Source organism: Pseudomonas sp. B16(2017) (assembly GCF_002113205.1).
GTDB lineage: Bacteria > Pseudomonadota > Gammaproteobacteria > Pseudomonadales > Pseudomonadaceae > Aquipseudomonas > Aquipseudomonas pharyngis.
Genome location: NZ_NEKA01000001.1, coordinates 21,009 through 46,471, shown reverse-complemented (window position 1 = coordinate 46,471; position 25,463 = coordinate 21,009). Strand labels below are relative to the sequence as shown.

Below are 25,463 nucleotides of genomic sequence, written 5' to 3'. Positions count from 1 at the left end.
CACTTTGAGGACTACAACAATGATTATTTACGGTGTGGCGCTGCTGGCGATCTGTACGCTGGCAGGGGTGATCATGGGTGACATGCTCGGTGTTCTTCTGGGCGTCAAATCCAACGTCGGCGGGGTCGGCATCGCCATGATCCTGTTGATCTGCGCGCGGTTGTGGATGCAGAAACGCGGCGGCATGACCAAGGATTGCGAGATGGGCGTCGGCTTCTGGGGCGCCATGTACATTCCCGTGGTGGTGGCGATGGCCGCGCAACAGAACGTCGTCACCGCCCTGCACGGCGGCCCGGTGGCGGTGCTGGCGGCGATCGGTTCGGTGGTGGTCTGTGGCTGCACCATTGCCCTGATCAGCCGCACCCACAAGGGCGAGCCTTTGCCCGACGAGCCGGCGGAAATCTCCCCGGTCGGCACACCGGTAGGAGGTCGCTGACATGTGGGATCTCATTGAGAAAGGTCTGGAACACAACGGTCTGATCACTGCCTTTGCCTTCGTCGGCGTGATCATGTGGGTCTCGGTGATTCTCTCCAAACGCCTGACCTTCGGACGGATTCACGGCTCGGCGATTGCCATCGTCATCGGCCTGGTGCTGGCCTGGGTCGGCGGCACCATGACCGGCGGGCAGAAGGGCCTGGCGGACCTGACGCTGTTCTCCGGCATCGGCCTGATGGGTGGCGCGATGCTGCGGGATTTCGCCATCGTCGCTACCGCATTTGAGGTGCAGGCCACCGAGGCGAAGAAGGCCGGGATGATCGGCGTGATTGCGCTGCTGCTGGGCACGATCCTGCCGTTCATTGTCGGTGCGTGCATGGCTTACGCGTTCGGTTATCGCGATGCGGTGAGCATGACCACCATCGGCGCCGGTGCGGTGACTTACATTGTCGGGCCGGTGACCGGTGCGGCGATTGGCGCGACGTCGGATGTGATGGCGCTGTCGATTGCCACCGGGTTGATCAAGGCGATTCTGGTGATGGTCGGCACGCCCGTGGCGGCGCGCTGGATGGGCCTGGATAACCCGCGCTCGGCGATGGTGTTTGGCGGGCTGGCCGGGACGGTGAGTGGCGTGACGGCGGGGCTGGCGGCGACGGATCGGCGGTTGGTGCCTTATGGGGCGTTGACGGCTACTTTCCACACCGGATTGGGTTGTCTGCTTGGGCCTTCGTTGCTGTTCTTCATCGTGCGCGGGATTGTGGGTTAGGTTTGGATGATCGTTCCCACGCTTCGCGTGGGAACGATCATTGTGAGCCTTGGCGATTCGCATACATCCGACACTCCGCCAGCAACGCCAGCAAATTCGGATCCCGCTCTTTAGCCTTCAAAAAAACCACGCCAATGTGCTGCTGCAACCGGTACTTCTCCTGCAGCGGAATCAGCTTCACCCGGTTCTCGTACACCGCCGCAATCCTCCCCGGCAGCAACGCATAACCGACCCCGGAACTGACCATGCTCAGCAGGGTGAAGATGTCGTTGACCTGCATCGCTACCTTCGGCTCGAACCCCGCCTGCCGGAACACTCGGATGCCGTCCTGGTGGGTGGCGAAGCCTTGGGTGAGGGTGATGAAGGTTTCGTCGCGCACCTCCGCCAGGTCCACTTCGCTGCGTTGGGCGAAGCGCGAATCGGCCGGGGTGGCGAGGAAAATGTCGTCGGAAAACAGTGGAATCTGCTCGCAGTCCGGGTCGTTGACGGTGTCGTCCAGCGACACCAGGATCGCGTCGACTTCCATGTTTTTCAGCTTGTAGAGCAGGTCGATGTTCGAGCCGAGGATCAGGTCGATGTTGAGTTCGCTGCGGCGGATCTTCAAACCCATGATCAATTGCGGCACGGTCTTCACCGTCAGCGAATACAGCGAGCCGAGCTTGAAGCGCTCGGCCGAGAACCCGGCGGCTTCGCGGGTCAGGCGCACGCTTTCGACCACGTCCTGAATCAGCTTCTGCGCCCGCTCTTCGAGCACGTAGGCGCTTTCCAGCGGTGTCAGGTTGCGCCCTTCGTGTTTGAACAGCGGACAGCGCAGGGCGCTTTCCAGCGAATGGATTGCGCGGTGCACGCTGACGTTGCTGGTCTGCAACTCGGCGGCGGCGCGGGCGAGGTTGCCGGTGCGCATGAAGGCGAGGAACACCTCGAGTTTCTTCAGGGTCAATTCTTCGTCGATCAGCATGGCGCGAACTCTTCTTGGTATCGCTCGATTGTGCCCAAATATCAGGACAGGTGCCTGCCTGCGTTGAACGGAAACATTGCGCTTTTACGCTCAAGGCCCGAGCCTTGCGCGTTGCGGTAAATGAAATCGAGGTGTGCGACACATGTATCACGGAGAAAAACTGAACGCCTGGACGCATCTGGTCGGTGCGGTAGCGGCGTTTGTCGGGGGCGTCTGGATGCTGGTGATTGCCAGCCTCGACGGCAGCCCCTGGAAGATCGTCAGCGTGGCGATTTATGCCTTCACCTTGCTGGTGCTCTACAGCGCGTCCACCGTGTACCACAGCGTGCGCGGGCGCAAGAAAGCGATCATGAAGAAGGTCGATCACTTTTCGATCTACCTGCTGATCGCCGGCAGTTACACGCCTTTCTGCCTGGTGACCCTGCGCGGGCCGTGGGGCTGGACGCTGTTCGGGATTGTCTGGGGGCTGGCGCTGATCGGCATCCTGCAGGAGATCAAGCCACGCTCCGAGGCGCGGATCCTGTCGATCGTGATCTACGCGGTGATGGGCTGGATCGTGCTGGTGGCGGTCAAGCCGCTGATCGCCGCGCTCGGGACGGCGGGGTTTGCCTGGCTGGCGTCGGGCGGCGTGCTGTACACCGTGGGGATCATCTTCTTCGCCCTCGACCATCGGTTGCGGCATGCCCACGGGATCTGGCATCTGTTCGTGATCGCCGGGAGTTTGCTGCACTTTGTGGCGATTCTGTTTTACGTCCTTTAAGCGCCTATCAGTCGGCCGAGTTGTTCGCCGGCGCGTTGACTGAAGATCTGCAGCAAACCATTCAGCGTATGCGGCGGCGGTTCAGTGGCGCGGGTCACCGCGTAAAGCGTGATCGGCAGCGGCGGGGCGAGAGGGCGAATAGTGGTGGTGGCCGATGAGGCACCCAGCGCGGTGAACGGATCGATCACCGCGACCCCGGCGCCGGACTCCACCATCGCCCGCGCCAGCGAATACGTCTGCACGGCAATCCGCACACGCGGCGGTGGCTCGACCGCTTCGAGATAACTATCGAGGCGGGCGGCCAGCGGGTCGGCGCTGGACAGCCCGATCAGCGGCGCTCCCGCCAACGCCATCAGCGGCAACGGCTGACCGGCATCTTCCTGCGGCCAATAACCTCTCGGTGCCAATGCCACCAGAACTCCCGAGGCCAATGCCTGGGCCTTCAGCCCCGGATGGTCCGGCAACTGCAACGTCAGGGCCACGTCCACTTCGCGCATCAGCAGGTTCTGCATCAGCTCGCGGCTGTGGGCGCTCGACAGTTCGCAGGCGATGTCCGGGAACTGTGCCGTCCATTGCCGGATCGCCGGCGGCAGCAACGACAGCGCCAGCGCCGGGGTCGCGCCGATCCGCAGGCTGTGGCCGGGTTCGCGGCGCAGGCTCTGGGCCAGACGCCGCACGCCTTGCAGGCTTTCGGTGACCTTGTCGACTTCGCGCTCAAGTTCCAGCGCTTCCGGAGTCGCCTGCAACTTGCCGCGCACCCGCAGAAACAATGGAAAACCCAACTGCTGCTCGGCGTGCTGCAACACCTTGGTCACCGCCGGTTGCGAGACGTGCAGCAACTGCGCAGCGGCGCTGATCGAGCCGGTCTGGCGAATGGCCTGGAAAATCTCGATATGTCGAAGGCGCATGACGATCCCATAACCTTTGTTTATAGGTTTGGCATCTTTATTCATTGTTCGGCGCCTGTCACCTCGCCCTAACCTCGGCCTCGTCTTCAAGAACGATTAAGGACGGACATGGCTCAGCGTGTGTGCATCATCGGCGGCGGCGTGATCGGCTTGGCAACGGCCTGGGCGCTGGTGCGCGACGGCTTCGAGGTGACGGTGGTCGAGGCGCGGCAGTCGCTGGGCAGCGAAACCAGCTTCGCCAACGGCGGCCAGTTGTCCTACCGCTACGTCGCGCCGCTGGCCGATGCCGGCGTGCCGTTGCAGGCGATCGGCTGGATGCTGCGCGGCGATTCACCGCTGAAATTGCGCCCGCGCCTGGACCCGGCGCAGTGGCGCTGGATGGCCTCGTTTCTCGCCGCGTGCCGCACCTCGGTCAACCGTGAGAACGCTGCGCATCTGCTGCGTCTGGCGTTGTTCAGCCAGAGCACCCTGAAACGCTGGCGTGAGGACGACGGGCTCACCGGTTTCAATTGGCGGCGCAACGGCAAACTGGTGACCTTCCGCAACGCCGCCAGCTTCGAGCATGCACGCAAAGGCCTCGCCGATCCGCAGCAACAGCAGGTGTTGTCCGCCACCGAATGTGCGCAACTGGAAACGGCACTGACCGATGCGCCGTTTGTAGGCGCGATCTACACGCCGGATGAAGAAGTCGGTGACTGTCACGGTTTCTGCCAACAGTTGGCGGCGAGATTGGAAGCGTCGGGCCGCTGCGAATTTCGTCTCGGTCAGGCAGTCACCGGCATTCGTCACAGCCACGGCGCGGTATCGGCCATTGAACTTGGCGAAGAGACCCTGCCGGTCGAACAACTGGTAATCGCCGCCGGCCATCGCAGCCCGTTGCTCGCGCTGCCCGGCCTGCGCCTGCCGCTGTATCCGCTGAAGGGCTACAGCCTGACCGTGCCGATTGGCAACGAGCACCGGGCGCCGGGCGTGAGCATCACCGACTACGACCGCAAGATCGTCTACGCGCGTATCGGCGAACAACTGCGGGTGGCGGCGATGGTCGACATCGTCGGTTTCGACCCGGCGGTGGACCCCGAGCGACTGGCGCTGATCAAGCGCCAGGCCCGCGACACCTTTCCCGACGCCGGCCACTATGACGCCGCCGTCGAATGGGCCGGCATGCGTCCGGCCACCCCCACCGGCGTTCCGCTGCTGGGCGCCACGGCCTATCGCAATCTGTGGCTCAACCTCGGCCACGGCGCGCTCGGTTTCACCCTGGCCTGCGGCAGCGGGCAGTTGCTCAGCGAACTGATCGGCCAGCAGCGCACATCCATTGATCTGCACGGGTTCAATCCCCGTGCGGCGTGACGGTTTCTGCTAAAACACCCCACCCACAACGGAGAATAACAATGCAAAAAATCACGTTGCTCGGCTGCACTCTGGCGCTGGTTTTCGGTGCTCAGGCTCAGGCCAATGAAGTGCCGCTGACCGGTACGCTTGGCAAGATTGCCAGCGCCAACAGCATTACCCTGGGGTATCGCGATGCGTCGGTGCCGTTCTCGTATGTGGGCGATCACACCGGGCAGCCGATGGGGTATTCGGTGGAGCTTGCGGGCAAGATCGTCGAGCGCATCAAGCAGCAACTGGCGCTGCCGGAGCTGAAGGTGAAGTACAACCTGGTGACGTCGCAGACGCGGATTCCGCTGGTTCAGAACGGCACAGTCGACCTTGAATGCGGCTCCACCGGGGTAACCGCCGAACGGCAGAAGCAGGTCGCGTTCTCCTACGGTTTTATCTACGTCAAAGGTCAGCTGCTGACTGCCAGGGACAGCGGCATCAAAAGCTTCGATGACCTGCGCGGCAAGAACGTGGTGACCACCGCCGGCACCACCAACGAGCGTTATCTGAAGAGCTACAACCTCGACCACAAACTGAACATGTTCGTCATCAGCGCCAAGGATCACGGCGAGGCATTCCAGATGCTGCAATCGGGGCGCGCGGCGGCGTTCTACATGGACGATGCGTTGCTCTACGGCGAGCGGGCCAAGGCACGCGATCCGCACAACTGGGTCGTTGTGGGGGAGGAGCAGTCGCGGGAAATCTACAGCTGCATGGTGCGCAAGGATGATCCGCAGTTTCTTGCGCTGGTGAATGGCGTGTTGGCCGACCTGTACAGCTCGGGGGAGATCAACGGGATCTACCGCAAGTGGTTCGAGCAGCCGATCCCGCCGAAGGGTTTGAACCTTGAATTCCCGATGACCGGCGAACTCAAGGCAATCATCGCCAGACCAACCAGTGATCCGGTGCAGTGACGGGTTAGAAATCACCCCACAGTTGCTGCGCCACCGCCAGTGCCACAACCGGCGCGGTCTCGGTGCGCAGCACACGCGGGCCGAGGCGGGCGGCGTGGAAGCCGTTGCCCTTGGCTTGCTCGACTTCGGCGTCGGACAGGCCGCCTTCAGGGCCGATCAGGAACGCCAGCGTTGATGGTTTGGCATGGCTGATCAGCGGTTCGGCCACCGGGTGCAGCACCAGTTTCAGTTCGGCTTGCGTCTGTTTCAGCCAATCGGCCAGCAACAGCGGTGGATGAATCACCGGCACCCGCGACCGACCGCATTGCTCGCAGGCGCTGATCGCCACCTGACGCCAGTGCAGCAGGCGTTTGTCGGCGCGTTCGTCCTTGAGGCGGACTTCGCAGCGCTCGCTGAAAATCGGGGTGATTTCAGTCACGCCCAGTTCGGTGGCTTTCTGGATCGCCCAGTCCATCCGCTCACCCCGGGACAGGCCCTGGCCGAGGTGGATGTGCAGCGGAGATTCGACTTGACCGGCGAACTGCTCGTCGATCTGCACCACCACGCGCTTCTTGCCGACTTCCACCAGCGATCCGCGAAACTCATGGCCGGAGCCGTCGAACAACTGCACCGCATCGCCTTCGGCCATGCGCAGCACGCGGCTGATGTAGTGCGCCTGGGCTTCCGGCAGTTCGTGTTCGCCAGTGCTCAGCGGGGCGTCGATAAAAAAGCGGGACAGTCTCATTCGGAGTCTCTGGAAAGATGTGAATCAGTTAAAACGGTGTCGACTTCATTCGCGAGCAAGCCCGCTCCCACAGGGAAATGCATTCCAAATGTGGGAGCGGGCTTGCTCGCGAAAGCGGAAGTCCAGGCACCACAGATCTTGAATAATTTGGATCAGCCCGGATCACGAAACCCGGGATGGAAATCCTTCGGCACCGCCACACTGACGCTGTCACGAGTGGCGATGTCGATGCCTTCGCTGGCGACTTCGGCGAGGAAGTCGATCTGCTCCGGGGTGATCACGTACGGCGGCAGGAAATACACCACGCTGCCCAGCGGGCGCAGCAACGCGCCACGCTCCAGCGCATGCTGGAACACCTTCAGGCCGCGACGTTCCTGCCACGGATAAGCCTCTTTCGTGGCTTTGTCCTTGACCATCTCGATCGCCAGGACCATGCCGGTCTGCCGGACTTCCGAAACATTCGGATGATCCACCAGATGCGCCGTGGCCGAAGCCATGCGTTGAGCCAACGCCCGGTTGTTCTCGATCACGTTGTCCTGTTCGAAGATATCCAAAGTCGCCAACGCCGCCGCACACGCCAGTGGGTTGCCGGTGTAGCTGTGCGAATGCAGGAAGGCGCGCAGGGTCGGGTAGTCGTCGTAGAACGCGCTGTACACCTCGTCGGTGGTCAGGCACGCGGCCAATGGCAGATAGCCGCCGGTCAGGGCTTTCGACAGGCACAGGAAGTCCGGGCGGATGCCGGCCTGTTCGCAGGCGAACATCGTCCCGGTGCGGCCGAAGCCGACGGCGATTTCGTCGTGGATCAGATGCACGCCGTAACGGTCGCAGGCTTCGCGCAGCAGCTTGAGGTACACCGGGTGATACATGCGCATGCCGCCGGCGCCCTGGATCAGCGGCTCGACGATCACCGCAGCGACGCTGTCATGGTTTTCCGCCAGCGTCTGTTCCATGGCCGCGAACATGTTGCGCGAATGCTCTTCCCAGCTCATGCCCTGCGGGCGCAGGTAGCAATCCGGGCTCGGCACCTTGATGGTGTCCATCAGCAGCGCTTTATAGGTTTCGGTGAACAACGGCACGTCACCGACTGACATCGCCGCCATGGTTTCGCCGTGGTAGCTGTTGGTCAGGGTGACGAAGCGTTTCTTGTTCGGCTGACCGCGGTTGAGCCAATAATGAAAGCTCATTTTCAGCGCGACTTCGATGCAGGACGAACCGTTATCGGCGTAGAACACCCGGTTCAGGCCTTCCGGCGTCATCTTCACCAGACGCTCGGACAGTTCGATCACTGGCTGATGGCTGAAACCGGCCAGAATCACGTGTTCCAGTTGATCGACCTGATCCTTGATGCGCTGGTTGATGCGCGGGTTGGCGTGGCCGAACACGTTGACCCACCAGGAGCTGACCGCATCCAGATAACGCTTGCCCTCGAAGTCTTCCAGCCAGACGCCTTCACCGCGCTTGATCGGGATCAGCGGCAGCTGTTCGTGGTCTTTCATCTGGGTGCAGGGATGCCACAGCACCGCGAGATCGCGTTGCATCCACTGGTTGTTCAGGCCCATGTTCAGTCTCCTCGAGGCGGCTCGCGTCAGGCGCGGGCAAACAATCGCGCAAGCCTATGCAATGCATCGCGCCGGAACAACCCATTGTGTCGATTGAGCTACTTTGTATGGGCCGATAGACGTCGCTGGCGGCGTTTTGATGGCTGACGTATTCTTCGCGGTTCTTTGGGTCGTCTGACCCGCAAAACTGCTTTTTCCTACGTGTATTTCCGGAGTTCGCTGAATGTCTGTCGGTTGGCTGCGCGCCTGTGCGCTGGTGGTGTTGGGGCTGTTCAGCGTTACGGCGCTGGCCAAGGATAAAACCGCGATCGTGATCGGCGGCGGCCTGTCGGGCCTGACGGCGGCTTACGAACTGCAGAACAAGGGCTGGCAGGTCACGCTGCTCGAAGCCAAGCCGAGTCTGGGCGGTCGCTCGGGCATGGCCACCAGCGAGTGGATCGGCAACGACAAGACTCAACCGGTGCTGAACAAGTACGTATCGACCTTCAAGCTGAGCACCACGCCGGCGCCTGAATTTGTACGGACCCCGGGTTACCTGATCGATGGCGAGTATTTCTCCGCCGCCGACCTGACCGCCAAACAACCTGCCACGGCCGAAGCGCTGAAGCGTTACGAGAAAACCCGTGACGATCTGGCGCGTTCGATCGACGATCCGCAGAACCCGGCGGCGACCAACACTCTGCACGCCCTTGATCAGATCAACGTCTCGAGCTGGCTCGACAAGCAGAACCTGCCGGCCACCGCGCGTCAGCTGATCAACCAGGATATCCGCACCCACTACGACGAGCCTTCGCGCCTGTCGCTGCTGTACTTCGCGCAGCAGAGCCGGGTGTATCGCGGCGTGTCCGACCGTGACCTGCGCGCTTCGCGTCTGGTCGGTGGCAGCCCGGTGCTGGCCCAGGCCTTCGTCAAACAGCTGAAAACCATCAAGACCAACTCGCCAGTATCTGCCATCACCCAGGACAAGGACGGCGTGACCGTCAAGGTCGGCAGCGTCGGCTACCAGGCCGATTACGTTGTGCTGGCGGTGCCGTTGCGCGCCCTCAACAAGATCCAGCTGACTCCGGCGCTGGACGCCCAGCACCTGGCCGCGATCAAAGGCACCAACTACGGCTGGCGCGACCAGATCATGCTGAAGTTCAAGACGCCGGTGTGGGAAAGCAAGGCGCGGATGTCCGGCGAGATCTACAGCAACACCGGCCTTGGCATGTTGTGGATCGAGCCGGCCCTGAAGGGCGGCGCCAACGTGGTGATCAACCTGTCCGGCGACAACGCTCGCGTCATGCAGGCCTTCGGCGACAAGCAGATGGTCGATCAGGTGCTGATTCGCCTGCACACGTTTTATCCACAGGCCCGTGGCTCGTTCACCGGTTATGAAATCCGTCGCTACAGCACCGATCCATCGACCGGTGGTTCCTACCTGGCCTTCGGTCCTGGCCAGATCAGCAAATTCTGGCGCCTGTGGGAGCGTCCGCTGCAGCGCGTAGCGTTTGCCGGCGAACACACCGACACCTTGTACCCGGGCACGCTGGAAGGCGCACTGCGCACCGGCCAGCGCGCGGCCAGTCAGGTTGAAGACCTGGCGGCGGGCAAATCCTTCGAACCGGTCAAGGTCGGCCCGGCAGCGGCCACCGCCGCAGCGGCGGGTGCGGGTGCGGCAGTAGCGGCGAAGAAAGGCAACTTCTTCACCAATCTGTTCGGCGGTTCGGACGACGACAAGAAACCGGAGCCTGTAAAAGCGCCAGAGCCGGCACCCGCTCCAGCCGCCCCAGCGCCTGCACCGACCCCGGCCCCAGCCCCGGTGGAAGCACCGAAGCCAGCGGCCCCGGTGAAAGCCGAGCCGGCGAAGAAAGCGGCAGCCAAGCCAGCAGCGAAAAAACCGGCGGCGAAGACCGAAGCGAAAAAAGCTCCGGCCAAACCGGCGGCGAAAAAAGCTGAACCGGCGAAGAAGCCAGCGGCTAAACCGGCGGCAAGCACCGAGACCAAAGCGCAGTAAGGCTTTGCGGTGAATGAAAAAGCGCGGCTTTCAGGCCGCGCTTTTTTTTGCCCGTGATTCACAACATCCCGCCACACTTTTGTCTTTAATCTTTCCTTAACTCCCCTGTTCAAGACTCTTGATCGTATTTCTCGATATTTCAAAGCAAAATTTTCCGCTTTAATTCGATAGATAACTCGCTAGTCTTGGTTCGCAGTTCTCACAGGATTTGGGCAATGCAGCTACGTAACTCTTCTTCGCGCTACGGTTGGGTCAGCATCTTCATGCACTGGGGTGTGGCGCTGGCGGTCTTCGGGCTGTTCGCGCTGGGTCTGTGGATGGTGGGGCTGGATTACTACAGCACCTGGCGCAAAGACGCGCCGGATCTGCACAAGAGCATCGGTCTGGTGCTGCTGGGTGTGATGGTGTTGCGGGTGTTGTGGCGCTTTGTCAGTCCACCGCCGCCAACGTTGCAAAGCTACAGCCGCATGACCCGCATCGGTGCGAAGTTCGGCCATGGGTTTCTTTACCTTGCGCTGTTCGCCGTGATGATTGCCGGTTACCTGATTTCCACCGCAGACGGTGTCGGGATTCCGGTGTTTGGCCTGTTTGAAGTTCCTGCACTGGTTTCCGGACTACCGGATCAGGCAGATACCGCCGGTGTGATTCATCTCTGGCTGGCGTGGGCGCTGGTAATTTTTTCCGGTCTCCATGCGTTGGCAGCATTGAAGCACCACTTTATCGATCGTGATGCGACCCTGACACGAATGCTGGGACGCAAAGCCTGATGTTCAACCTCGACTCCAAAGGAAAACAAAGCATGTTGAAAAAGACTCTGGCCGCTCTGGCAATCGGCTCCGCCGTCCTGTCCGCCAATGTGATGGCCGCTGACTACGTAGTCGACAAGGAAGGCCAGCACGCCTTCGTCGACTTCAAGATCAGCCACCTGGGCTACAGCTATATCACCGGTACCTTCAAGGACATCGATGGCAAGTTCAGCTTCGACGCTGCCAAGCCTGAAGACAGCAAGATCGAGTTCAATGTGAACACCGCCAGCGTGTTCACCAACCACGCCGAGCGCGACAAGCACATCGCCAGCGCTGACTTCCTCAACGCCAGCAAGTTCGCCAAGGCGACCTTCGTCTCCACCAGCGTCAAGTCCACCGGTGCCAACACCGCTGACGTGACCGGCGACCTGACCATCCTGGGCGTCACCAAGCCAGTGGTTGTGAAGGCGACCTTCCTGGGCGAAGGCAAGGATCCATGGGGCGGCTACCGTGCCGGCTTCGAAGGCACCACCACCATCAAGCGTTCCGATTTCGGCAAGCAGAAAGACCTGGGTCCGAAGTCCGACGCGGTCGAGCTGTACGTTTCGTTTGAAGGCGTGAAAGCGAAGTAATTTTCGCCGGTCTCACAAAAACGCCCTCGGTCTAGCGAACGGGGGCGTTTTTTATTGCCTGCAGCAAACTTCGCCCTAGAGGCGCGCAAAAAAATGCCCCGGTTTTCAGGTCGGGGCATTTTTCATGGCAGTCGAAAACTCAGCGATTGCGGGTCAGCAAGGCCGGTTTTTCACCGCGTGGGCGGCTTGGCAGTTGATCCAGCTGCTCAGGCGTCGGGAAGCGGTCGGCTTTCGATTCCTTGTGCATGATCTTCGGGCCGCTGCTGCGCGGGTTCTGCACGGCCGGTTCAGCGCGTTGCTGATCGTCACGGGCCGGACGGCGGTTGCGCGGGTTCTCATCGCGACGACCCTGGCCGTCACGCGGAGCACCGTTGCGTGGGCCACTGCGTTTGCCTGGCGGGGTGCCGGTGCTCGAGCCGTTGCTGTTGCGCGGGCCGTTCTGGCGACCTTGCGACTGACCGCCGCGTGGTGCGCCCGAACCTGCGCCTTGCGCCGGAGCGCCTGGACGACGGTTGCGACCACCGGCCGGAGCCTGCTTCGGCACGTAATCAACGCGGTTACCGAAGTTATCGATATCGTCGTCGAGGAATTCGTCCGGAGCACGGTCAGCAGCGGCGCGTGGCGGCTGGCTTGGCTGGCGTTGTTCGCGGGCCGGGGTGCCTTCACGCGGCTTCTGTTGACGGGCTGGACGCTCGCCACGTTCGCCGGCCGGTTTTTCCTTGCCCTTGTCTTTGCCTTTGTCTTTACGACCGCCGCCACCGCCGCCGCCATTCGGGCCGTCGCCGCGTGGGCCACGGGCATTGCGCGGGTTGCGCATGTCCGGACGTTCACGGGCTTCCGGCTTCTCGGCCTCGATGGTGCTGGCATCGAAGCCCATCAGGTCGCCGTCGGCGATTTTCTGCTTGGTCATGCGTTCGATGCTTTTCAGCAGTTTTTCTTCGTCCGGCGCGACCAGCGAGATCGCCTCGCCCGAACGACCGGCCCGGCCGGTACGGCCGATACGGTGCACATAGTCTTCATCGACGTTCGGCAGTTCGAAGTTGACCACGTGTGGCAACTGGTCGATGTCCAGGCCACGGGCGGCGATGTCGGTGGCAACCAAAATGCGCACTTCACCGGCCTTGAAGTCGGCCAGGGCTTTGGTGCGGGCGTTCTGGCTCTTGTTGCCGTGGATCGCCACAGCCGGCAGGCCGTGTTTGTCCAGGTACTCGGCCAGACGGTTGGCGCCGTGCTTGGTGCGGGTGAACACCAGCACCTGTTCCCACGCGCCGGCGGTAATCAGGTGGGCCAGCAGCGCACGCTTGTGGCTGGCCGGCAGACGGAACACGCGTTGTTCGATGCGCTCGACCGTGGTGTTCGGCGGCGTCACTTCGATGCGTTCCGGGTTGTGCAACAGCTTGCCGGCAAGATCGGTGATGTCTTTGGAGAAGGTCGCCGAGAACAGCAGGTTCTGGCGTTTGGCCGGCAGGCGCGCGAGGACTTTCTTCACGTCATGGACGAAGCCCATGTCGAGCATGCGGTCGGCTTCGTCGAGCACGAGAATTTCGACGTGGGACAGATCGACGCTGCCCTGGCCGCACAGGTCGAGCAAACGACCGGGGCACGCCACCAGCACGTCAACGCCACGGGACATGGCCTGAACCTGCGGGTTCATGCCGACGCCGCCGAAGATGCACGCGCTGACGAATTTCAGGTCGCGGGCGTAGATCTTGAAACTGTCGTGAACCTGCGCCGCGAGTTCGCGGGTAGGGGTCAGCACGAGCACGCGCGGTTGGCGCGGGCCGTGACGCTGGGATTTGTCCGGGTGACCGTTGGGAAACAGCCGCTCCAGGATCGGAAGGGCGAAACCGCCGGTTTTACCAGTACCTGTCTGAGCCGCAACCATCAGGTCGCGACCTTGCAACACGGCGGGAATGGCCCGCTGTTGCACCGGAGTAGGCTCGGTATAGCCCGCATCTTCGATAGCGCGGACCAAAGCCTCGGAGAGACCGAGGGAAGCAAAGGACATGAGTAATCCTGTTTTAGTTAGGGCTTGGCCCAATGGGAGTCTTGCCTGGCGCGAATGGCGTTTAAGAGGACGCAATCCCGTCCGGTCCTGCTGCGGTTCCGAAGGCACGTCCGGAGCGCTCGCGCGGGCTGAAAAGCTGCGCTGTAGCGGGTCGGGAGGCCTGTTACGGTTCCGGGCGTCCGGGCGTGAGCCTGGCGGGAACGCCGGAGTATAACAGAGCAATCACTGCGCGCCGCTTTCCTGCTGCTCAACGGTTTTGCCGCTGGCGGTGGCGTTGCCCAGCGGTGTCGCCAGGGCGGGGGCTGCGCCGTAGCGGGCGCTGAGCTCCGCATAGGCCGGTTCGCGCTTGAAACGCTTCAGTTCGGCACCGAAACGCTGCACCAGCAAATCCATCCCCGCATTGCGTCGCACGGCCAGAAACTGGCTCTGGCGGCTGATGACCGTGGGGTTTTCAGTGATCTGGTTGCGGATATCCAATTCATCGAGCAAATGCTGGCCCACGCGGCGGTCGGTAATCAGCAGGTCGATACGCCCGCGCACCAGTTTGCCGAAGTTGGCTTCGTGGGTTGGGGCCGGCTCGCGGGTGAACAGCGTCGATTCGCGAAAGTCGGGGCTGTACAGATAGCCCGGCGACGTACCGATGGTCAGGCCCTTGAGGTCTTCGAGGCTGCGAAAAGGGTGCGGGCGGTCGTTGGCGTAAAACATCACGAACTCGACGTCCGACAGCGGTTCGCTCGGATAGAGCAGGGTGGCGTCGCGTTCATCGCTGTGGAAGATATCCAGCGCGCCGTCGGCCTGGCCGGTTTCGAGCATCGACAGGCAGCGTTTCCACGGCAGGAACTGCCATTCGACTTCAATGCCCAGGCGCTTGAACACGATGGCGGTGGTTTCGTAATCGAGACCGAGGTTCTTGCCGCCTTGTTCATAGACGTACGGCGCCCACGGTTCGGTGACGATACGCAGCTTCTCGCCCCGAGCCGCAAAGCTCAGGCAAGCAAAAACCAGCACGGCGAATAACTGCGTGATCAAAGGCATGGCTTGAGATTACGACGAGAAACGGCAAAGAGCCAGAAACTGGCCGCAGAAGCTCTGTTTCGGGCGTTTAAAAGCAAAAGATCGCAGCGGCGAAAGCGCTGTAGGCACTGTCGTGGCTGCGATCTTCTGGTTCTGCGATTACGTCTTTTTAGCGCGGCAGCTTCAGGTTGTTCCAGATCGCCAGGCTCGGTTCGGCCTGGTTCATGGAATAGAAGTGCAGGCCGGGTGCGCCGCCTTGCAGCAGGCGTTCGCACATTTCCGTGACGACTTGTTCGCCAAAACGCTGAATGCTTTGGCTGTCATCGCCGTAGGCTTCCAGCTGCTTGCGAATCCAGCGCGGGATTTCCGCACCGCAGGCATCGGAGAAACGCGCGAGTTTGCTGTAGTTGGTGATCGGCATGATCCCCGGCACGACCGGAATGTCCACGCCCAGCGCCTGCAAACGGTCGACAAAGTAGAAGTAGCTGTCGGCGTTGAAGAAGTACTGAGTGATCGCGCTGTCGGCGCCGGCACGGGCCTTGCGCACGAAGTTGGCGAGATCGTCCTCGTAGTTGCGCGCTTGCGGGTGCATCTCCGGGTAGGCGGCGACTTCGATGTGGAAATGATTGCCGGTTTCTTCACGAATGAATTCAACCAGTTCATTGGCGTGACGCAGCTCGCCGCTGGTCATGCCCATGCCGGACGGCAGGTCACCGCGCAGGGCGACGATGCGCTTGATGCCGGCGGCCTTGTACTCGTTCAGCAGGCCGCGCAGGTCGTCCTTGCTGTCGCCGACGCACGACAGGTGCGGGGCGGCGGGGATTTTGACTTCGCTTTCCAGCTGCAACACGGTGTTCAGCGTGCGGTCACGGGTCGAACCGCCCGCGCCGTAGGTGCAGGAAAAGAAGTCAGGGTTGTAGGTGGCCAACTGACGGGCAGTGGCGAGCAGTTTTTCATGCCCAGCATCGGTCTTGGTCGGGAAGAACTCGAAGCTGTAGCGACGGTCTTGGGACATGGGAATACCCTTGGAAACACGAAGCCTGTGAGGCTTGCACCGCCGATGTGGGAGCGGGCTTGCTCGCGAAAGCGGTGGGTCAGGCAACATCAATGTTGAATGACATTCCGCTTTCGCGAGCAAGCCCGCTCCCACAGGGAGAGCAGGCCGCCGCGTCAATCAGTAGCGGTAAGCGTGCGGCTTGAACGGGCCTTCGACGGTCACGCCGATGTAGTCAGCCTGTTGCTTGGTCAGTTGAGTGACCACACCGCCGAAGCCGCGAACCATTTCCAGGGCCACTTCTTCGTCGAGTTTCTTCGGCAGTACTTCAACGGTCAGACGCTCGGCTTTCTGGGCTGGCGACAGGTCGGCGTACTTCTGGCCGAACAGGAAGATCTGCGCCAGCACCTGGTTGGCGAACGAACCGTCCATGATGCGGCTTGGGTGACCGGTAGCGTTGCCCAGGTTCACCAGACGGCCTTCGGCCAACAGGATCAGGTAGTCGTCGTTCTGTGGGTCGAACGAGCCAGCACCAGTACGGTGGATCTTGTGTACCTGTGGCTTCACTTCTTCCCATGCCCAGTTCTTGCGCATGAAAGCGGTGTCGATTTCGTTGTCGAAGTGACCGATGTTGCAGACAACGGCGCGCTTCTTCAGGGCTTTGAGCATGTTTGCGTCGCAAACGTTGACGTTACCGGTGGTGGTCACGATCAGGTCGATCTTGCCCAGCAGCGCTTTGTCGATGCTCGCTTCGGTGCCGTCGTTGATACCGTCGATGAACGGCGAAACCAGTTCGAAACCGTCCATGCAGGCTTGCATGGCGCAGATCGGGTCGACTTCGGAGACTTTGACGATCATGCCTTCCTGACGCAGGGACTGGGCCGAACCCTTGCCCACGTCACCGTAGCCGATGACCAGCGCTTGCTTGCCGGACAGCAAGTGGTCGGTGCCGCGCTTGATGGCATCGTTCAGGCTGTGACGGCAGCCGTACTTGTTGTCGTTCTTGGACTTGGTCACCGAGTCGTTGACGTTGATGGCCGGGATTTTCAGCTCGCCCTTGGCCAGCATGTCCAGCAGACGGTGCACGCCGGTGGTGGTTTCTTCGGTCACGCCGTGGACGCGGTCCAGAACCTGTGGGTATTTCTTGTGTAGCAGCTCGGTCAGGTCGCCGCCGTCGTCGAGGATCATGTTGGCGTCCCATGGCTGGCCATCCTTCAGGATGGTCTGCTCCAGGCACCACTCGTACTCTTCTTCAGTCTCGCCTTTCCAGGCGAAAACCGGGATGCCGGCAGCGGCGATGGAAGCGGCGGCCTGGTCCTGAGTCGAAAAAATGTTGCAGGACGACCAGCGCACTTCGGCACCCAGGGCAACCAGGGTTTCGATCAGCACGGCGGTCTGAATGGTCATGTGGATGCAGCCGAGGATTTTTGCGCCTTTCAAAGGCTGCTCGGAAGCGTACTTGCGGCGCAGACCCATCAGGGCCGGCATTTCCGATTCGGCGATGATGGTTTCGCGACGGCCCCAGGCAGCCAGGGACATGTCGGCAACTTTGTAATCGTTAAAATCTGTAGGCGTGATAACAGCGCTCATGAAGAGCCTCCATTCGTAATGTATGCGAATGGGCGCCGTTGTGCGTTTAGTGTCCGGCCTGAGCCGGTCAACGCCCCATCCGAGCCTGACAGGTTGAACCTGCTGCAGCGCCCCTCGGACAGGTGGCGGGAAAACGGTATCAAGTGAAGGTTACCGTTTTGAAACGGGGGCGATTATAGCCGTCTGGACTGATCTTCCAAAGGGTTTCTGTCGGCCAGATGAAGATCGCTAATCGCGACCATAGTAGAAGCCTCATGGAGCATGACCGCTCAGTCTGCCAAGATGGCGCCATCATTCGGCAAGACGCTCAGGAGTGAAGATGAATTTCCACACCCGCAAGTGGGTAAAACCCGAAGACCTCAACCCCAACGGCACCCTGTTCGGCGGCAGCCTGCTGCGCTGGATCGACGAGGAAGCCGCGATCTACGCCATCGTTCAACTGGGCAACCAGCGTGTGGTGACCAAGTACATTTCCGAAATCAACTTCGTCAGCGCCTCGCGCCAGGGCGACATCATCGAACTGGGCATCACCGCCACCGAGTTCGGCCGCACCTCGATCACCCTGACCTGCGAAGTACGCAACAAGATCACCCGCAAGAGCATCCTGACCGTCGAGAAGATGGTCTTCGTCAACCTCGGCGAAGACGGCCTGCCAGCGCCGCACGGGCGGACCGAAATCAGATACGTCAAAGACCAGTTCAAGGATGACGTGCCCGTTACCGAATGATATCGGCGGTGCCCCCATCGCGAGCAAGCCCGCTCCCACATTAGACCGCGTGCTCCCCCGCAACTCGGTCAACTGTGGGAGCGGGCTTGCTCGCGAAAGCGGTTGTGCAGTCACCGAAGATTTATCTGGCTACTGAACAGCCATGAACCGCAGGGGTCGTAGCTAAAAGCCCCTCTACGGTTCCCACGCCATGACCACCCCAACAGACGGCAAGACCCCCGACCTCTCGGCCAAGGAACAACACGAAGTCGAGAAAAACCAGCCGCCCCGGGCGGCGGTCCTGCATGAAATCATCCGCAAACAAGGCGACCAGGAACTGGAGCGCAGCATCGCCGCGCTGTGGTGGTCGGCGCTGGCAGCCGGGCTGACCATGGGCCTGTCGCTGATGGGCATGGGCCTGCTCAACTCGCGTCTGCCAGAGGGCGACGAATTCAAGGTGATTGCCAGCTTCGGCTACTGCGCAGGCTTTCTCGCGGTGATTCTCGCCCGCCAGCAACTGTTCACCGAAAACACCCTGACCGCCGTGCTGCCGGTGATGACCAAACCAACCCTGGCCAATTTCGGCCGGTTGATCCGGCTCTGGACCGTGGTGCTGTTCGGCAACCTGTGCGGGACGATTCTGGTGGCGTACGTGATGCTCGAACTGCCGATCTTCGACAGCAAGACCGACGAGGCCTTCCTCGAAATCGGCCGCAAGGTCATGGAGAACCACGCGAGTCAGATGTTCGCCAAGGGCATCGTCTCGGGCTGGATGATCGCCACCATGGTCTGGATGATCCCGTCCATGGAAAGCGCGAAGATGTGGATCATCATCCTCATCACCTATCTGATGGCACTGGGCGATTTCACGCACATCGTGGTGGGATCGGCGGAGGTGTCGTATCTGGTGTTTGCCGGCGAGTTGCCGTGGAGTGATTTCTGGGCGGTGTTTGCCGGGCCGACCCTGGCGGGGAACATCATCGGCGGCAGTTTCATCTTTGCCCTGATCAGTCATGCGCAGATCCGCAGTGAAAGCGGTGCGCCGAAAGAAACGGATGCGCCGAAGGAATCTGCGGACCAGGCCGAAAAGCCCGATCCGCAGCGGATCAAGAAATGATCAGTGGTGCGCGGGCTCGGCAGCGGTCGCCGGCTCATCGCGGGTTGCGTGCTTGACCAGTTTGCCGATGGTCAGGCCCTGCAACAGGATCGACGACAGCACCACGATGTAAGTGATGCTCAGCAGCAGATCGCGCTCCGGGCCCAACGGCAGGGCCAGGGCCAGTGCCACCGAAACACCGCCGCGCAATCCGCCCCAGGTCAGGATCCGAATCGTGCCGCGCGGCACCGTGCGCCAGCGCCGCAGCAAGACGATGGCCGGGGCCACGGTGAGCAGGCGCGACAGCAGAATCGCCAGCGCCAGCAAACTCGCCGCCGCCACGTGCAGCCAGTTGAACGGCAGCAGCAAAAGCTCCATCCCGATCAGTGCGAACAGCAGCGCGTTGAGCATGTCGTCGAGCAATTCCCAGAAGCCGTCGAGGTATTTGCGCGTCATGTCGTTCATCGCCAGATTGCGACCCAGGTTACCGATGATCAGCCCGGCGACCACCATCGCAATCGGCGCCGAGACATGCAGCTCGGTGGCCATCGCTGAACCGCCGATCACCAGCGCCAGGGTCAGCATGACTTCGATCTGATGCTGCTCGATGCTTTTGATCATCAGGTACACCAGATAACCGATCAGCCCGCCGAACAGCACGCCACCAACGGCTTCGTGGACGAACAGCATGGCCGTGGCGCCGACGGTCGGGGTTTCGCCCAGTTGCGCGATGCCCAGCAGCACGGTGAACACCACCACGGCGGTGCCGTCGTTGAACAGCGATTCGCCGACGATGGTGGTCTTCAGCGGCTTCGAGGCGTTGGCCGTACGCAGCACACCGAGTACCGCAATCGGGTCGGTCGGAGAAATTAGCGCGCCGAACAACAGGCAGTAGAGGAAGCTCACGTGCCAGCCGAACAGGGCAAAAATGTAATAGGCGAGGCTGCCGATCACGGCAGTGGCGATCAGTACGCCGAAGGTCGCCAGCAGGCCGATGGGCCAACGGTAGCTGCGCAGGTCGTTCAGGTTCACGTGCAAGGCGCCGGCGAACAGCAGGAACGACAGCATCCAGTTCATCAGCAGATCGCCGAAGTCGATCTGGCCGATCAGTTGCTGCACGCGCTCTTCCAGACCGGGGTAACCGAGCAGGCTCAGGCCTTGCAGCAACAGGGAAAACATCAGTGCGGTAACCATCACGCCGATGGTCGGAGGCAGGCCGATGAAGCGGAAATTCACAAAGGTGAGGAGGGTGGTGAGGCAGATGAAAGCGGCGACGAGTTCAAGCATCCGGGGTCCTTTGGATGGGGGGTGAAAGACAGCGCGGCCATTCATGGACGCAAGGGTTGGATGGGCTGACGCCGGGTGGGGACACAATTGTGTCCCCCGGGAAAATCAGCCGGACACATTGACCGCAGCGACACCCCGACGTTGCAGGTAGATGAAAAACAGCGCCGTCAGCACGGTCAGCACGCCTACCAGCGCGCCGGTCCACGGCAGGTCCGCCAGGTCCGCGCCACTGGCCACCACCAGCCCGCCGATCCATGCGCCGGCGGCATTGCCGAGGTTGAACGCGCTCTGGTTCAGGGTCGAACCGAGGTTCGGTGCCTCGTGAGCCTGATCGATGATCAGCAGTTGCAGGATCGGGCACAGGGCGAAGGCAAAAATCCCCCACAGCACCAGCGTGATCGCCGCCGGAACCACCGAGCGACTGGTCTGGCTGAACGCCGCCAGAATCACCACCACCGCCAGCGCAACACCCACCAGCGACGGCAGCAGGCGGCTGTCGGCCAGGCGTCCGCCGAGCATGCTGCCGCCGGTCAGGCCGACACCGAACAACAGCAGCATCACCGTCACGCCGTGGGGGCTGACGCCGGTGATGTCCTGCAGAATCGGCGCGATGTAGGTGAACACGCTGAACAGGCTGGTGGATGCCAGCACGCTCATGCCCAGCGCCAGCAACACGTTGACCTTGCCCAGCACCTTGAATTCGCTGGCGAGGTTGGCCTTGTCCATCGGGATATGTTTCGGCAACCACAGCCATTGGGCGAGGGCGGCGATCACACCGATCACCGAGACCGCCCAGAAGGTCGAACGCCAGCCGGCGTACTGGCCGAGCGCGGTGCCCAGCGGTACGCCGAGAACGTTGGCCAGGGTCAGGCCGGTGAACATCATGGCAATCGCCTGCGCCCGCTTGTTCGGTGCGACCAGCCCGGCGGCCACTACCGAACCGATGCCGAAGAACGCCCCGTGGCACAGCGCGGTGACCACTCGCGCCGCCATCAGCGTTGCGTAGTTCGGTGCCAGTGCGCACAGCACGTTGCCGAGGATGAACATCAGCGTCATGCCCAGCAGCGTGGCCTTGCGCGGCATGTTGGCGGTGCCGATCGCCAGGATCGGCGCACCGAACACCACGCCCAGGGCGTAGCCGGTGATCAACAGGCCGGCGTGGGGAATGCTCACCGCGAGGTCGCGAGCGACATCGGGCAGCAGGCCCATGATGACGAATTCAGTGGTGCCGATGCCGAAAGCGGCAACAGCGAGTGCAAGCAAGGCGAGTGGCATGCGCAAGGTCTCTGTCGGTAGTCTTGACGCTTTGATCAGGCATACGCAGGCCGGCGACCGGTCTCGGGCGAGAACGGGGCAGGCAGGAATTATTGGAATTTATCTGTGCGCAACTGAGTGCGGCGTGGTCGCTTGCAGTATAAACAGCTGCTGACACATCGCGAATCAATAATCTGACTAATTGGCTCAGGTTCAACAACAAGAACAAAGGAGTGGCATGTGCTGGCGACAGCTCTGGTGTTGGTGGCGGCGTTGTTGCACGCAGCGTGGAACACGTTGATCAAGTTCAGCGCCGAGCGGCTGCTGGTGGTGGCCTGCATGGACACCGTGGCGCTGTTGTTCGTGGCGCTGGCGATGCCTTTCATCAGCCTGCCGCCGGCGGAAATCTGGCCGTGGATTCTGGCGTCGGCAGCGTTCGAGCTGCTTTATCGCTACCTGTTGATCCAGGCCTATCGGGTCGGCGACCTGGGGCTGGTCTATCCGTTGATGCGCGGATTGTCGCCGCTGGTGGTGCTGGCGCTGACCCTGATCTTCGCCGGCGAAGTGCTGACCACCCAGCAAATCTTCGGAATCCTGTTGATCCCGCTGGGCATGGCTTGCCTGCTCTGGCAGGGCGGCGGCGGGAAACATTTGCCGTGGGCGATGCTGCCGGTAGTGGCGCTGATCGGCTTGTGCATCGGTTGCTACACCTACATCGACGGTCAGGCGTTGCGGCGCTGGTCGCATCCGCTGGATTACCTGGTCTGGGTCACGCTGCTCAGTGCCTGGCCTTTCCCGTTGCTGGCGTGGGTGGCCAAGCGGCCGGCGTTCAAGCTGTTCTGGCGCGAGCAATGGAAGCTGGGACTGGCGGTCGGGTTCTGCGTGTTGTTCAGCTACGCTCTGGTGCTGTGGGCGATGCAGTTGGGCTCGATTGCCGAAGCAGCGGCGTTGCGTGAAATCAGCGTGATCCTGGTGGTGCTGTTCGGCATGCGTTACCTGAAAGAACCTTTCGGCCGGCCGCGGCTCTTAGCCTGTGGGCTGGTGCTGATCGGCATGTTGGTAATGAAGTTCTGACCGCCCGGCAACTCTAAAACTCGAAAGAAGGACGGTGTTATGACGGTGGCTTTGTGGTGTGTGTTGATCGCGATCTTTCTGCCCTATCTGTGCACCGTCGTGGCCAAGGCCTCGGGCGGTTTCAGACTGCGGGACAATCATGATCCCCGGGACTTTCTGGACAGCGTGGATGGCGTGGCGCGCCGTGCCCATGCGGCGCAACTGAACAGTTTTGAAGTGACCCCGGCGTTTGCGGCGGCGGTGATCGTCGCGCACCTGGTGGGCACGGCAGAGCTGGTGACGGTCAATGTGCTGGCGGTGCTGTTCATCACCAGTCGACTGCTCTACATCATTTGCTATCTGGCGGACTGGGCGGCTTTGCGCTCGTTGGTCTGGTTTGTCGGGATGGTGCTGATTGCCAGCTTCTTCTTCGTTTCGATCTGAACCTGAAAAGATCGCAGGCTGACGAGGCCTGCGATCTTTTGCATTGTGCTTACGGCTTGTCGGCTACCTGCGGCACTTGCGGCAACGCCGCGCCTTTTGGCCAGAGCATCCAGATCTGTCCTTGCTGTTTCATGTCGCCCGCCAGTTGCCCGGCGGCATCGCCGGTGCCCCAGAACAGATCCGCGCGAACCTCACCGGCAATCGCGCCGCCAGTGTCCTGCGCAGCCACCGGGCGTACCAGCGGCGTGCCGTCGGGGCGAGTGGTCGACAGCCACAACAGGCTGCCCAGCGGAATCACCTTGCGGTCCACTGCCGCGCTGTAACCGGCGGTCAGCGGCACATTCAGCGAGCCGCGCGGCCCTTCGTTGCTGTCCGGGTTGCGGGTGAAAAACACGTAGCTCGGATTGCTCGCCAGCAGTTCCGGAATGCGCGATGGGTTGGCCTTGGCCCAGTTGCTGATCGCGCCCATGGTCACCTCTTCTTTTTTCAGCTCGCCCTGTTCCACCAGCCAGCGGCCGATCGGCCGGTACGGGTGACCATTCTGGTCGGCGTAGGCGATGCGCAGTTGTCGGCCGTCATCGGTCTGGATCCGCCCCGAGCCCTGAATCTGCAGGAATTGCAGGTTCATCGGGTCGGTCAGCCAGGCCACGACCGGCGCCTTGACGCCTTGGCTTTCGATGGTCGCCGCATCGTCGTAAGGCTTGAGCACGCGACCTTCGAGGCGGCCACGCAGGCGCTTGCCTTTGAGTTCCGGGTAAATACTGTCCAGCGAGACAATGATCATGTCTTCGGGCACGCCATACACCGGCACGTTGGCGGTGGCGGTTTGCGTCAGGCTGCCGGGATAGACCGGTTCGTAGTAGCCGGTGATCAGGCCGTTGGGATTGTCGTTTTCGGCGCGCAGGCCGAAGACGTCGAGGTTCTGCTTGAGGAAGGCGCGGATGTCGCCGGCACTTTGCGGGACATTGGCGGCGGCTGCACAGGTCGGGCCCCAGACCGGGTCAGCCTTGAGCCGGGTGCAGGCGCTGCGCCACGAGCTGAATCCGGCCACCAGATCGCTGTCGGACACCGCAGGCAACGCTTCCCAAGTGGCGCTGGAGTAGGTGGCCAGGGCGTGGGTTTTCGGCTTGGCGCTGTCGCCACCGGTGCAGCCGGCGAGGATCGCCAGCAGCGGCAGGGTGACGATGAGCGGATGACGCCAAGCCTTGAAGCGGCTGTTCATGGAGAATTTCCTGTGCCGGTTGCTGAAGTGCTCCATGCGCTCAAGCAACCCTTATTGTTAATAGGGCTATTGGTGTTTGGCGGTGACCCGAGGATACTGGCCGCCGATTTCCGTGACCTGAAGCCACCATGACTCTTAAAAGAACTTCTGTTGTATTGCTGGCCTGTCTGACCTTGTCCGCCTGTGGCGGTGTCGACCCGAATTCCCCGCTGGGCCAGCGCAAGGCGATCTTCAAGCAGATGCTCAGGACCGGCGAAGACCTGGGTGGCATGTTGCGTGGGCGCATCCCGTTCGACGGAGCGAAATTCGCCGAAGGCGCGGTCAAGCTCGATGCGTTGTCTCATGAGCCGTGGAAACATTTTCCGCAGGTGCGCGAAGAAGATCACACCAGCGCCAAGGACGATGTCTGGCAGAAACAGGCCCGTTTCCAGGAAATGGCCCGCACCCTTGAGGCGGCCACCGGTGAACTGGTGATCGCCAGCAAGGTTCAACCCTACAAGGCCAGCAACCTGGGGCCGGCCGTGCAGAAAGTCGAAGAAGCCTGCAGTGCCTGCCATAAAGAGTTTCGCGACCACTGATGTTCAAGGGATCACAGCCTTTGGCCGTGATCCCCGGCTTTCTTACTTGTCGAGTTCGTCCAGCGCGTCCTGCAATTCCTTGCGCGATTCAGCGAGCTTGTTCTTGCGCTTGTCGATCTTCTCCGGATCGCCCTTCTTCATGGCCTTGTCCAGATCAGCCTGACGCCTGCTCACTTCGTGCTTGGCGTCGAGTACCTTGTTTTCCCGCTCTTTCTTCAGGCCGGCGTCGGTGCAGTGTTCGGTGACTTCGCGCAGGGCGGTTTCGAGGCCGGCCTGCTGGTCGGCATTGCCGCGGGACTTGGCCTGTTCGATCTGATTGATGATGCCCTGCTTCTTGGCAGCACAACCGGTCAGGCCCGGCGCGTCTTCGTCGGCCATCACGGGGGCGGCGAGGACTGCGCAGAAAGACAGCAGGGCGAGCGGTGCGAGAAATTTCAT

Annotated in this window: 25 protein-coding genes and 1 riboswitch; of the genes, 13 read left to right on the top strand and 12 right to left on the bottom strand. The window is 61.8% G+C overall.

Annotated elements, in window-relative coordinates; genetic code table 11:
• The first annotated feature begins 19 nt into the window (after positions 1-19).
• Both madL and madM read left to right on the top strand, forming a co-directional pair.
• A complete protein-coding gene (gene madL, locus CAG25_RS00220; RefSeq protein WP_008063455.1) occupies positions 20-436 on the top strand; it encodes a malonate transporter subunit MadL in 417 nt (138 codons plus the stop codon).
• Position 437: 1 nt separating this feature from the next.
• On the top strand, positions 438-1,202 hold the full coding sequence (gene madM / locus CAG25_RS00215; RefSeq protein ID WP_007953314.1) for a malonate transporter subunit MadM: 765 nt from the start codon (positions 438-440) through the stop codon (positions 1,200-1,202).
• A gap of 37 nt (positions 1,203-1,239) precedes the next feature.
• On the opposite strand, the gene CAG25_RS00210 is transcribed toward madM, so the two are convergent.
• A complete protein-coding gene (locus tag CAG25_RS00210) occupies positions 1,240-2,160 on the bottom strand; it encodes a LysR substrate-binding domain-containing protein (protein WP_064380129.1) in 921 nt (306 codons plus the stop codon).
• A 142-nt stretch (positions 2,161-2,302) separates the two neighbouring features.
• Between CAG25_RS00210 and CAG25_RS00205 the strand changes: the two genes are divergently transcribed.
• The gene (locus CAG25_RS00205; protein ID WP_011336351.1) at positions 2,303-2,920 is read left to right on the top strand and encodes a hemolysin III family protein; all 618 of its coding nucleotides are present in this window, start codon (positions 2,303-2,305) and stop codon (positions 2,918-2,920) included.
• On the opposite strand, the gene CAG25_RS00200 is transcribed toward CAG25_RS00205, so the two are convergent.
• Positions 2,917-3,828, bottom strand: coding sequence for a LysR family transcriptional regulator (locus CAG25_RS00200; RefSeq protein ID WP_085612094.1), 912 nt, complete (start codon positions 3,826-3,828; stop codon positions 2,917-2,919). The genes CAG25_RS00205 and CAG25_RS00200 overlap by 4 nt on opposite strands.
• 108 nt (positions 3,829-3,936) lie before the next feature.
• Here CAG25_RS00200 and CAG25_RS00195 point away from each other — a divergent pair, with 108 nt between their 5' ends.
• Positions 3,937-5,178 carry a D-amino acid dehydrogenase gene (locus tag CAG25_RS00195; protein WP_085611961.1) on the top strand — a complete coding sequence of 414 codons (1,242 nt, stop codon included), beginning with the start codon at positions 3,937-3,939 and terminating at the stop codon, positions 5,176-5,178.
• Positions 5,179-5,219: 41 nt separating this feature from the next.
• Positions 5,220-6,122 carry a transporter substrate-binding domain-containing protein gene (locus CAG25_RS00190; RefSeq protein ID WP_085611960.1) on the top strand — a complete coding sequence of 301 codons (903 nt, stop codon included), beginning with the start codon at positions 5,220-5,222 and terminating at the stop codon, positions 6,120-6,122.
• 4 nt (positions 6,123-6,126) lie between these two features.
• Here the strand turns inward: CAG25_RS00190 and CAG25_RS00185 are convergent, their stop codons facing one another.
• On the bottom strand, positions 6,127-6,846 hold the full coding sequence (locus tag CAG25_RS00185) for a 16S rRNA (uracil(1498)-N(3))-methyltransferase (RefSeq protein WP_085611959.1): 720 nt from the start codon (positions 6,844-6,846) through the stop codon (positions 6,127-6,129).
• A 152-nt stretch (positions 6,847-6,998) separates the two neighbouring features.
• Positions 6,999-8,405 carry an adenosylmethionine--8-amino-7-oxononanoate transaminase gene (locus CAG25_RS00180; RefSeq protein ID WP_085611958.1) on the bottom strand — a complete coding sequence of 469 codons (1,407 nt, stop codon included), beginning with the start codon at positions 8,403-8,405 and terminating at the stop codon, positions 6,999-7,001.
• A 223-nt stretch (positions 8,406-8,628) separates the two neighbouring features.
• On the opposite strand from CAG25_RS00180, the gene CAG25_RS00175 reads away from it, so the two are divergent.
• From CAG25_RS00175 to CAG25_RS00165, 3 genes are all read left to right on the top strand, one after another.
• On the top strand, positions 8,629-10,401 hold the full coding sequence (locus CAG25_RS00175) for a flavin monoamine oxidase family protein (RefSeq protein WP_085611957.1): 1,773 nt from the start codon (positions 8,629-8,631) through the stop codon (positions 10,399-10,401).
• Between the two features lie 215 nt (positions 10,402-10,616).
• On the top strand, positions 10,617-11,168 hold the full coding sequence (locus CAG25_RS00170) for a cytochrome b (RefSeq protein WP_074692051.1): 552 nt from the start codon (positions 10,617-10,619) through the stop codon (positions 11,166-11,168).
• Positions 11,169-11,200: 32 nt separating this feature from the next.
• Entirely contained in the window at positions 11,201-11,779 is a 579-nt protein-coding gene (locus tag CAG25_RS00165; protein WP_085612093.1) for a YceI family protein, read from the top strand.
• Positions 11,780-11,918: 139 nt separating this feature from the next.
• Here CAG25_RS00165 and CAG25_RS00160 read toward each other — a convergent pair whose 3' ends face one another.
• The 4 genes from CAG25_RS00160 to ahcY form a co-directional block, all read right to left on the bottom strand.
• The gene (locus tag CAG25_RS00160) at positions 11,919-13,787 is read right to left on the bottom strand and encodes a DEAD/DEAH box helicase (RefSeq protein ID WP_064600025.1); all 1,869 of its coding nucleotides are present in this window, start codon (positions 13,785-13,787) and stop codon (positions 11,919-11,921) included.
• A 222-nt stretch (positions 13,788-14,009) separates the two neighbouring features.
• Positions 14,010-14,822, bottom strand: coding sequence for an ABC transporter substrate-binding protein (locus CAG25_RS00155; protein WP_085611956.1), 813 nt, complete (start codon positions 14,820-14,822; stop codon positions 14,010-14,012).
• A gap of 148 nt (positions 14,823-14,970) precedes the next feature.
• The gene (gene metF, locus CAG25_RS00150) at positions 14,971-15,816 is read right to left on the bottom strand and encodes a methylenetetrahydrofolate reductase [NAD(P)H] (protein ID WP_007959683.1); all 846 of its coding nucleotides are present in this window, start codon (positions 15,814-15,816) and stop codon (positions 14,971-14,973) included.
• A gap of 159 nt (positions 15,817-15,975) precedes the next feature.
• Positions 15,976-17,385 (bottom strand): adenosylhomocysteinase, encoded by a 1,410-nt coding sequence (gene ahcY, locus CAG25_RS00145; RefSeq protein WP_085611955.1) that lies wholly within the window; start codon positions 17,383-17,385, stop codon positions 15,976-15,978.
• A gap of 23 nt (positions 17,386-17,408) precedes the next feature.
• Positions 17,409-17,507: riboswitch (S-adenosyl-L-homocysteine riboswitch) on the bottom strand.
• A 197-nt stretch (positions 17,508-17,704) separates the two neighbouring features.
• Here ahcY and CAG25_RS00140 point away from each other — a divergent pair.
• Together CAG25_RS00140 and CAG25_RS00135 are read left to right on the top strand one after the other, a co-directional pair.
• Positions 17,705-18,112 carry an acyl-CoA thioesterase gene (locus tag CAG25_RS00140; RefSeq protein WP_011336338.1) on the top strand — a complete coding sequence of 136 codons (408 nt, stop codon included), beginning with the start codon at positions 17,705-17,707 and terminating at the stop codon, positions 18,110-18,112.
• 190 nt (positions 18,113-18,302) lie between these two features.
• Positions 18,303-19,208, top strand: coding sequence for a formate/nitrite transporter family protein (locus tag CAG25_RS00135; protein ID WP_039767964.1), 906 nt, complete (start codon positions 18,303-18,305; stop codon positions 19,206-19,208).
• Here CAG25_RS00135 and CAG25_RS00130 read toward each other — a convergent pair whose 3' ends face one another.
• Positions 19,209-20,474: a sodium:proton antiporter gene (locus CAG25_RS00130; protein WP_085611954.1), complete on the bottom strand. Its 1,266-nt coding sequence runs from the start codon at positions 20,472-20,474 to the stop codon at positions 19,209-19,211.
• 105 nt (positions 20,475-20,579) lie between these two features.
• Complete coding sequence (locus tag CAG25_RS00125; RefSeq protein ID WP_007959692.1) at positions 20,580-21,749, bottom strand: MFS transporter; 1,170 nt, start codon at positions 21,747-21,749, stop codon at positions 20,580-20,582.
• Between the two features lie 219 nt (positions 21,750-21,968).
• On the opposite strand from CAG25_RS00125, the gene CAG25_RS00120 reads away from it, so the two are divergent.
• A complete protein-coding gene (locus CAG25_RS00120) occupies positions 21,969-22,802 on the top strand; it encodes an EamA family transporter (protein WP_064600018.1) in 834 nt (277 codons plus the stop codon).
• A 39-nt stretch (positions 22,803-22,841) separates the two neighbouring features.
• Positions 22,842-23,225 carry an MAPEG family protein gene (locus tag CAG25_RS00115; protein ID WP_039767967.1) on the top strand — a complete coding sequence of 128 codons (384 nt, stop codon included), beginning with the start codon at positions 22,842-22,844 and terminating at the stop codon, positions 23,223-23,225.
• Positions 23,226-23,274: 49 nt separating this feature from the next.
• On the opposite strand, the gene CAG25_RS00110 is transcribed toward CAG25_RS00115, so the two are convergent.
• A complete protein-coding gene (locus CAG25_RS00110; protein ID WP_085611953.1) occupies positions 23,275-24,447 on the bottom strand; it encodes a murein transglycosylase A in 1,173 nt (390 codons plus the stop codon).
• A gap of 128 nt (positions 24,448-24,575) precedes the next feature.
• On the opposite strand from CAG25_RS00110, the gene CAG25_RS00105 reads away from it, so the two are divergent.
• Positions 24,576-25,025, top strand: coding sequence for a cytochrome c (locus CAG25_RS00105; protein WP_085611952.1), 450 nt, complete (start codon positions 24,576-24,578; stop codon positions 25,023-25,025).
• Positions 25,026-25,067: 42 nt separating this feature from the next.
• Here the strand turns inward: CAG25_RS00105 and CAG25_RS00100 are convergent, their stop codons facing one another.
• A complete protein-coding gene (locus CAG25_RS00100) occupies positions 25,068-25,463 on the bottom strand; it encodes a DUF1090 domain-containing protein (protein WP_039767970.1) in 396 nt (131 codons plus the stop codon).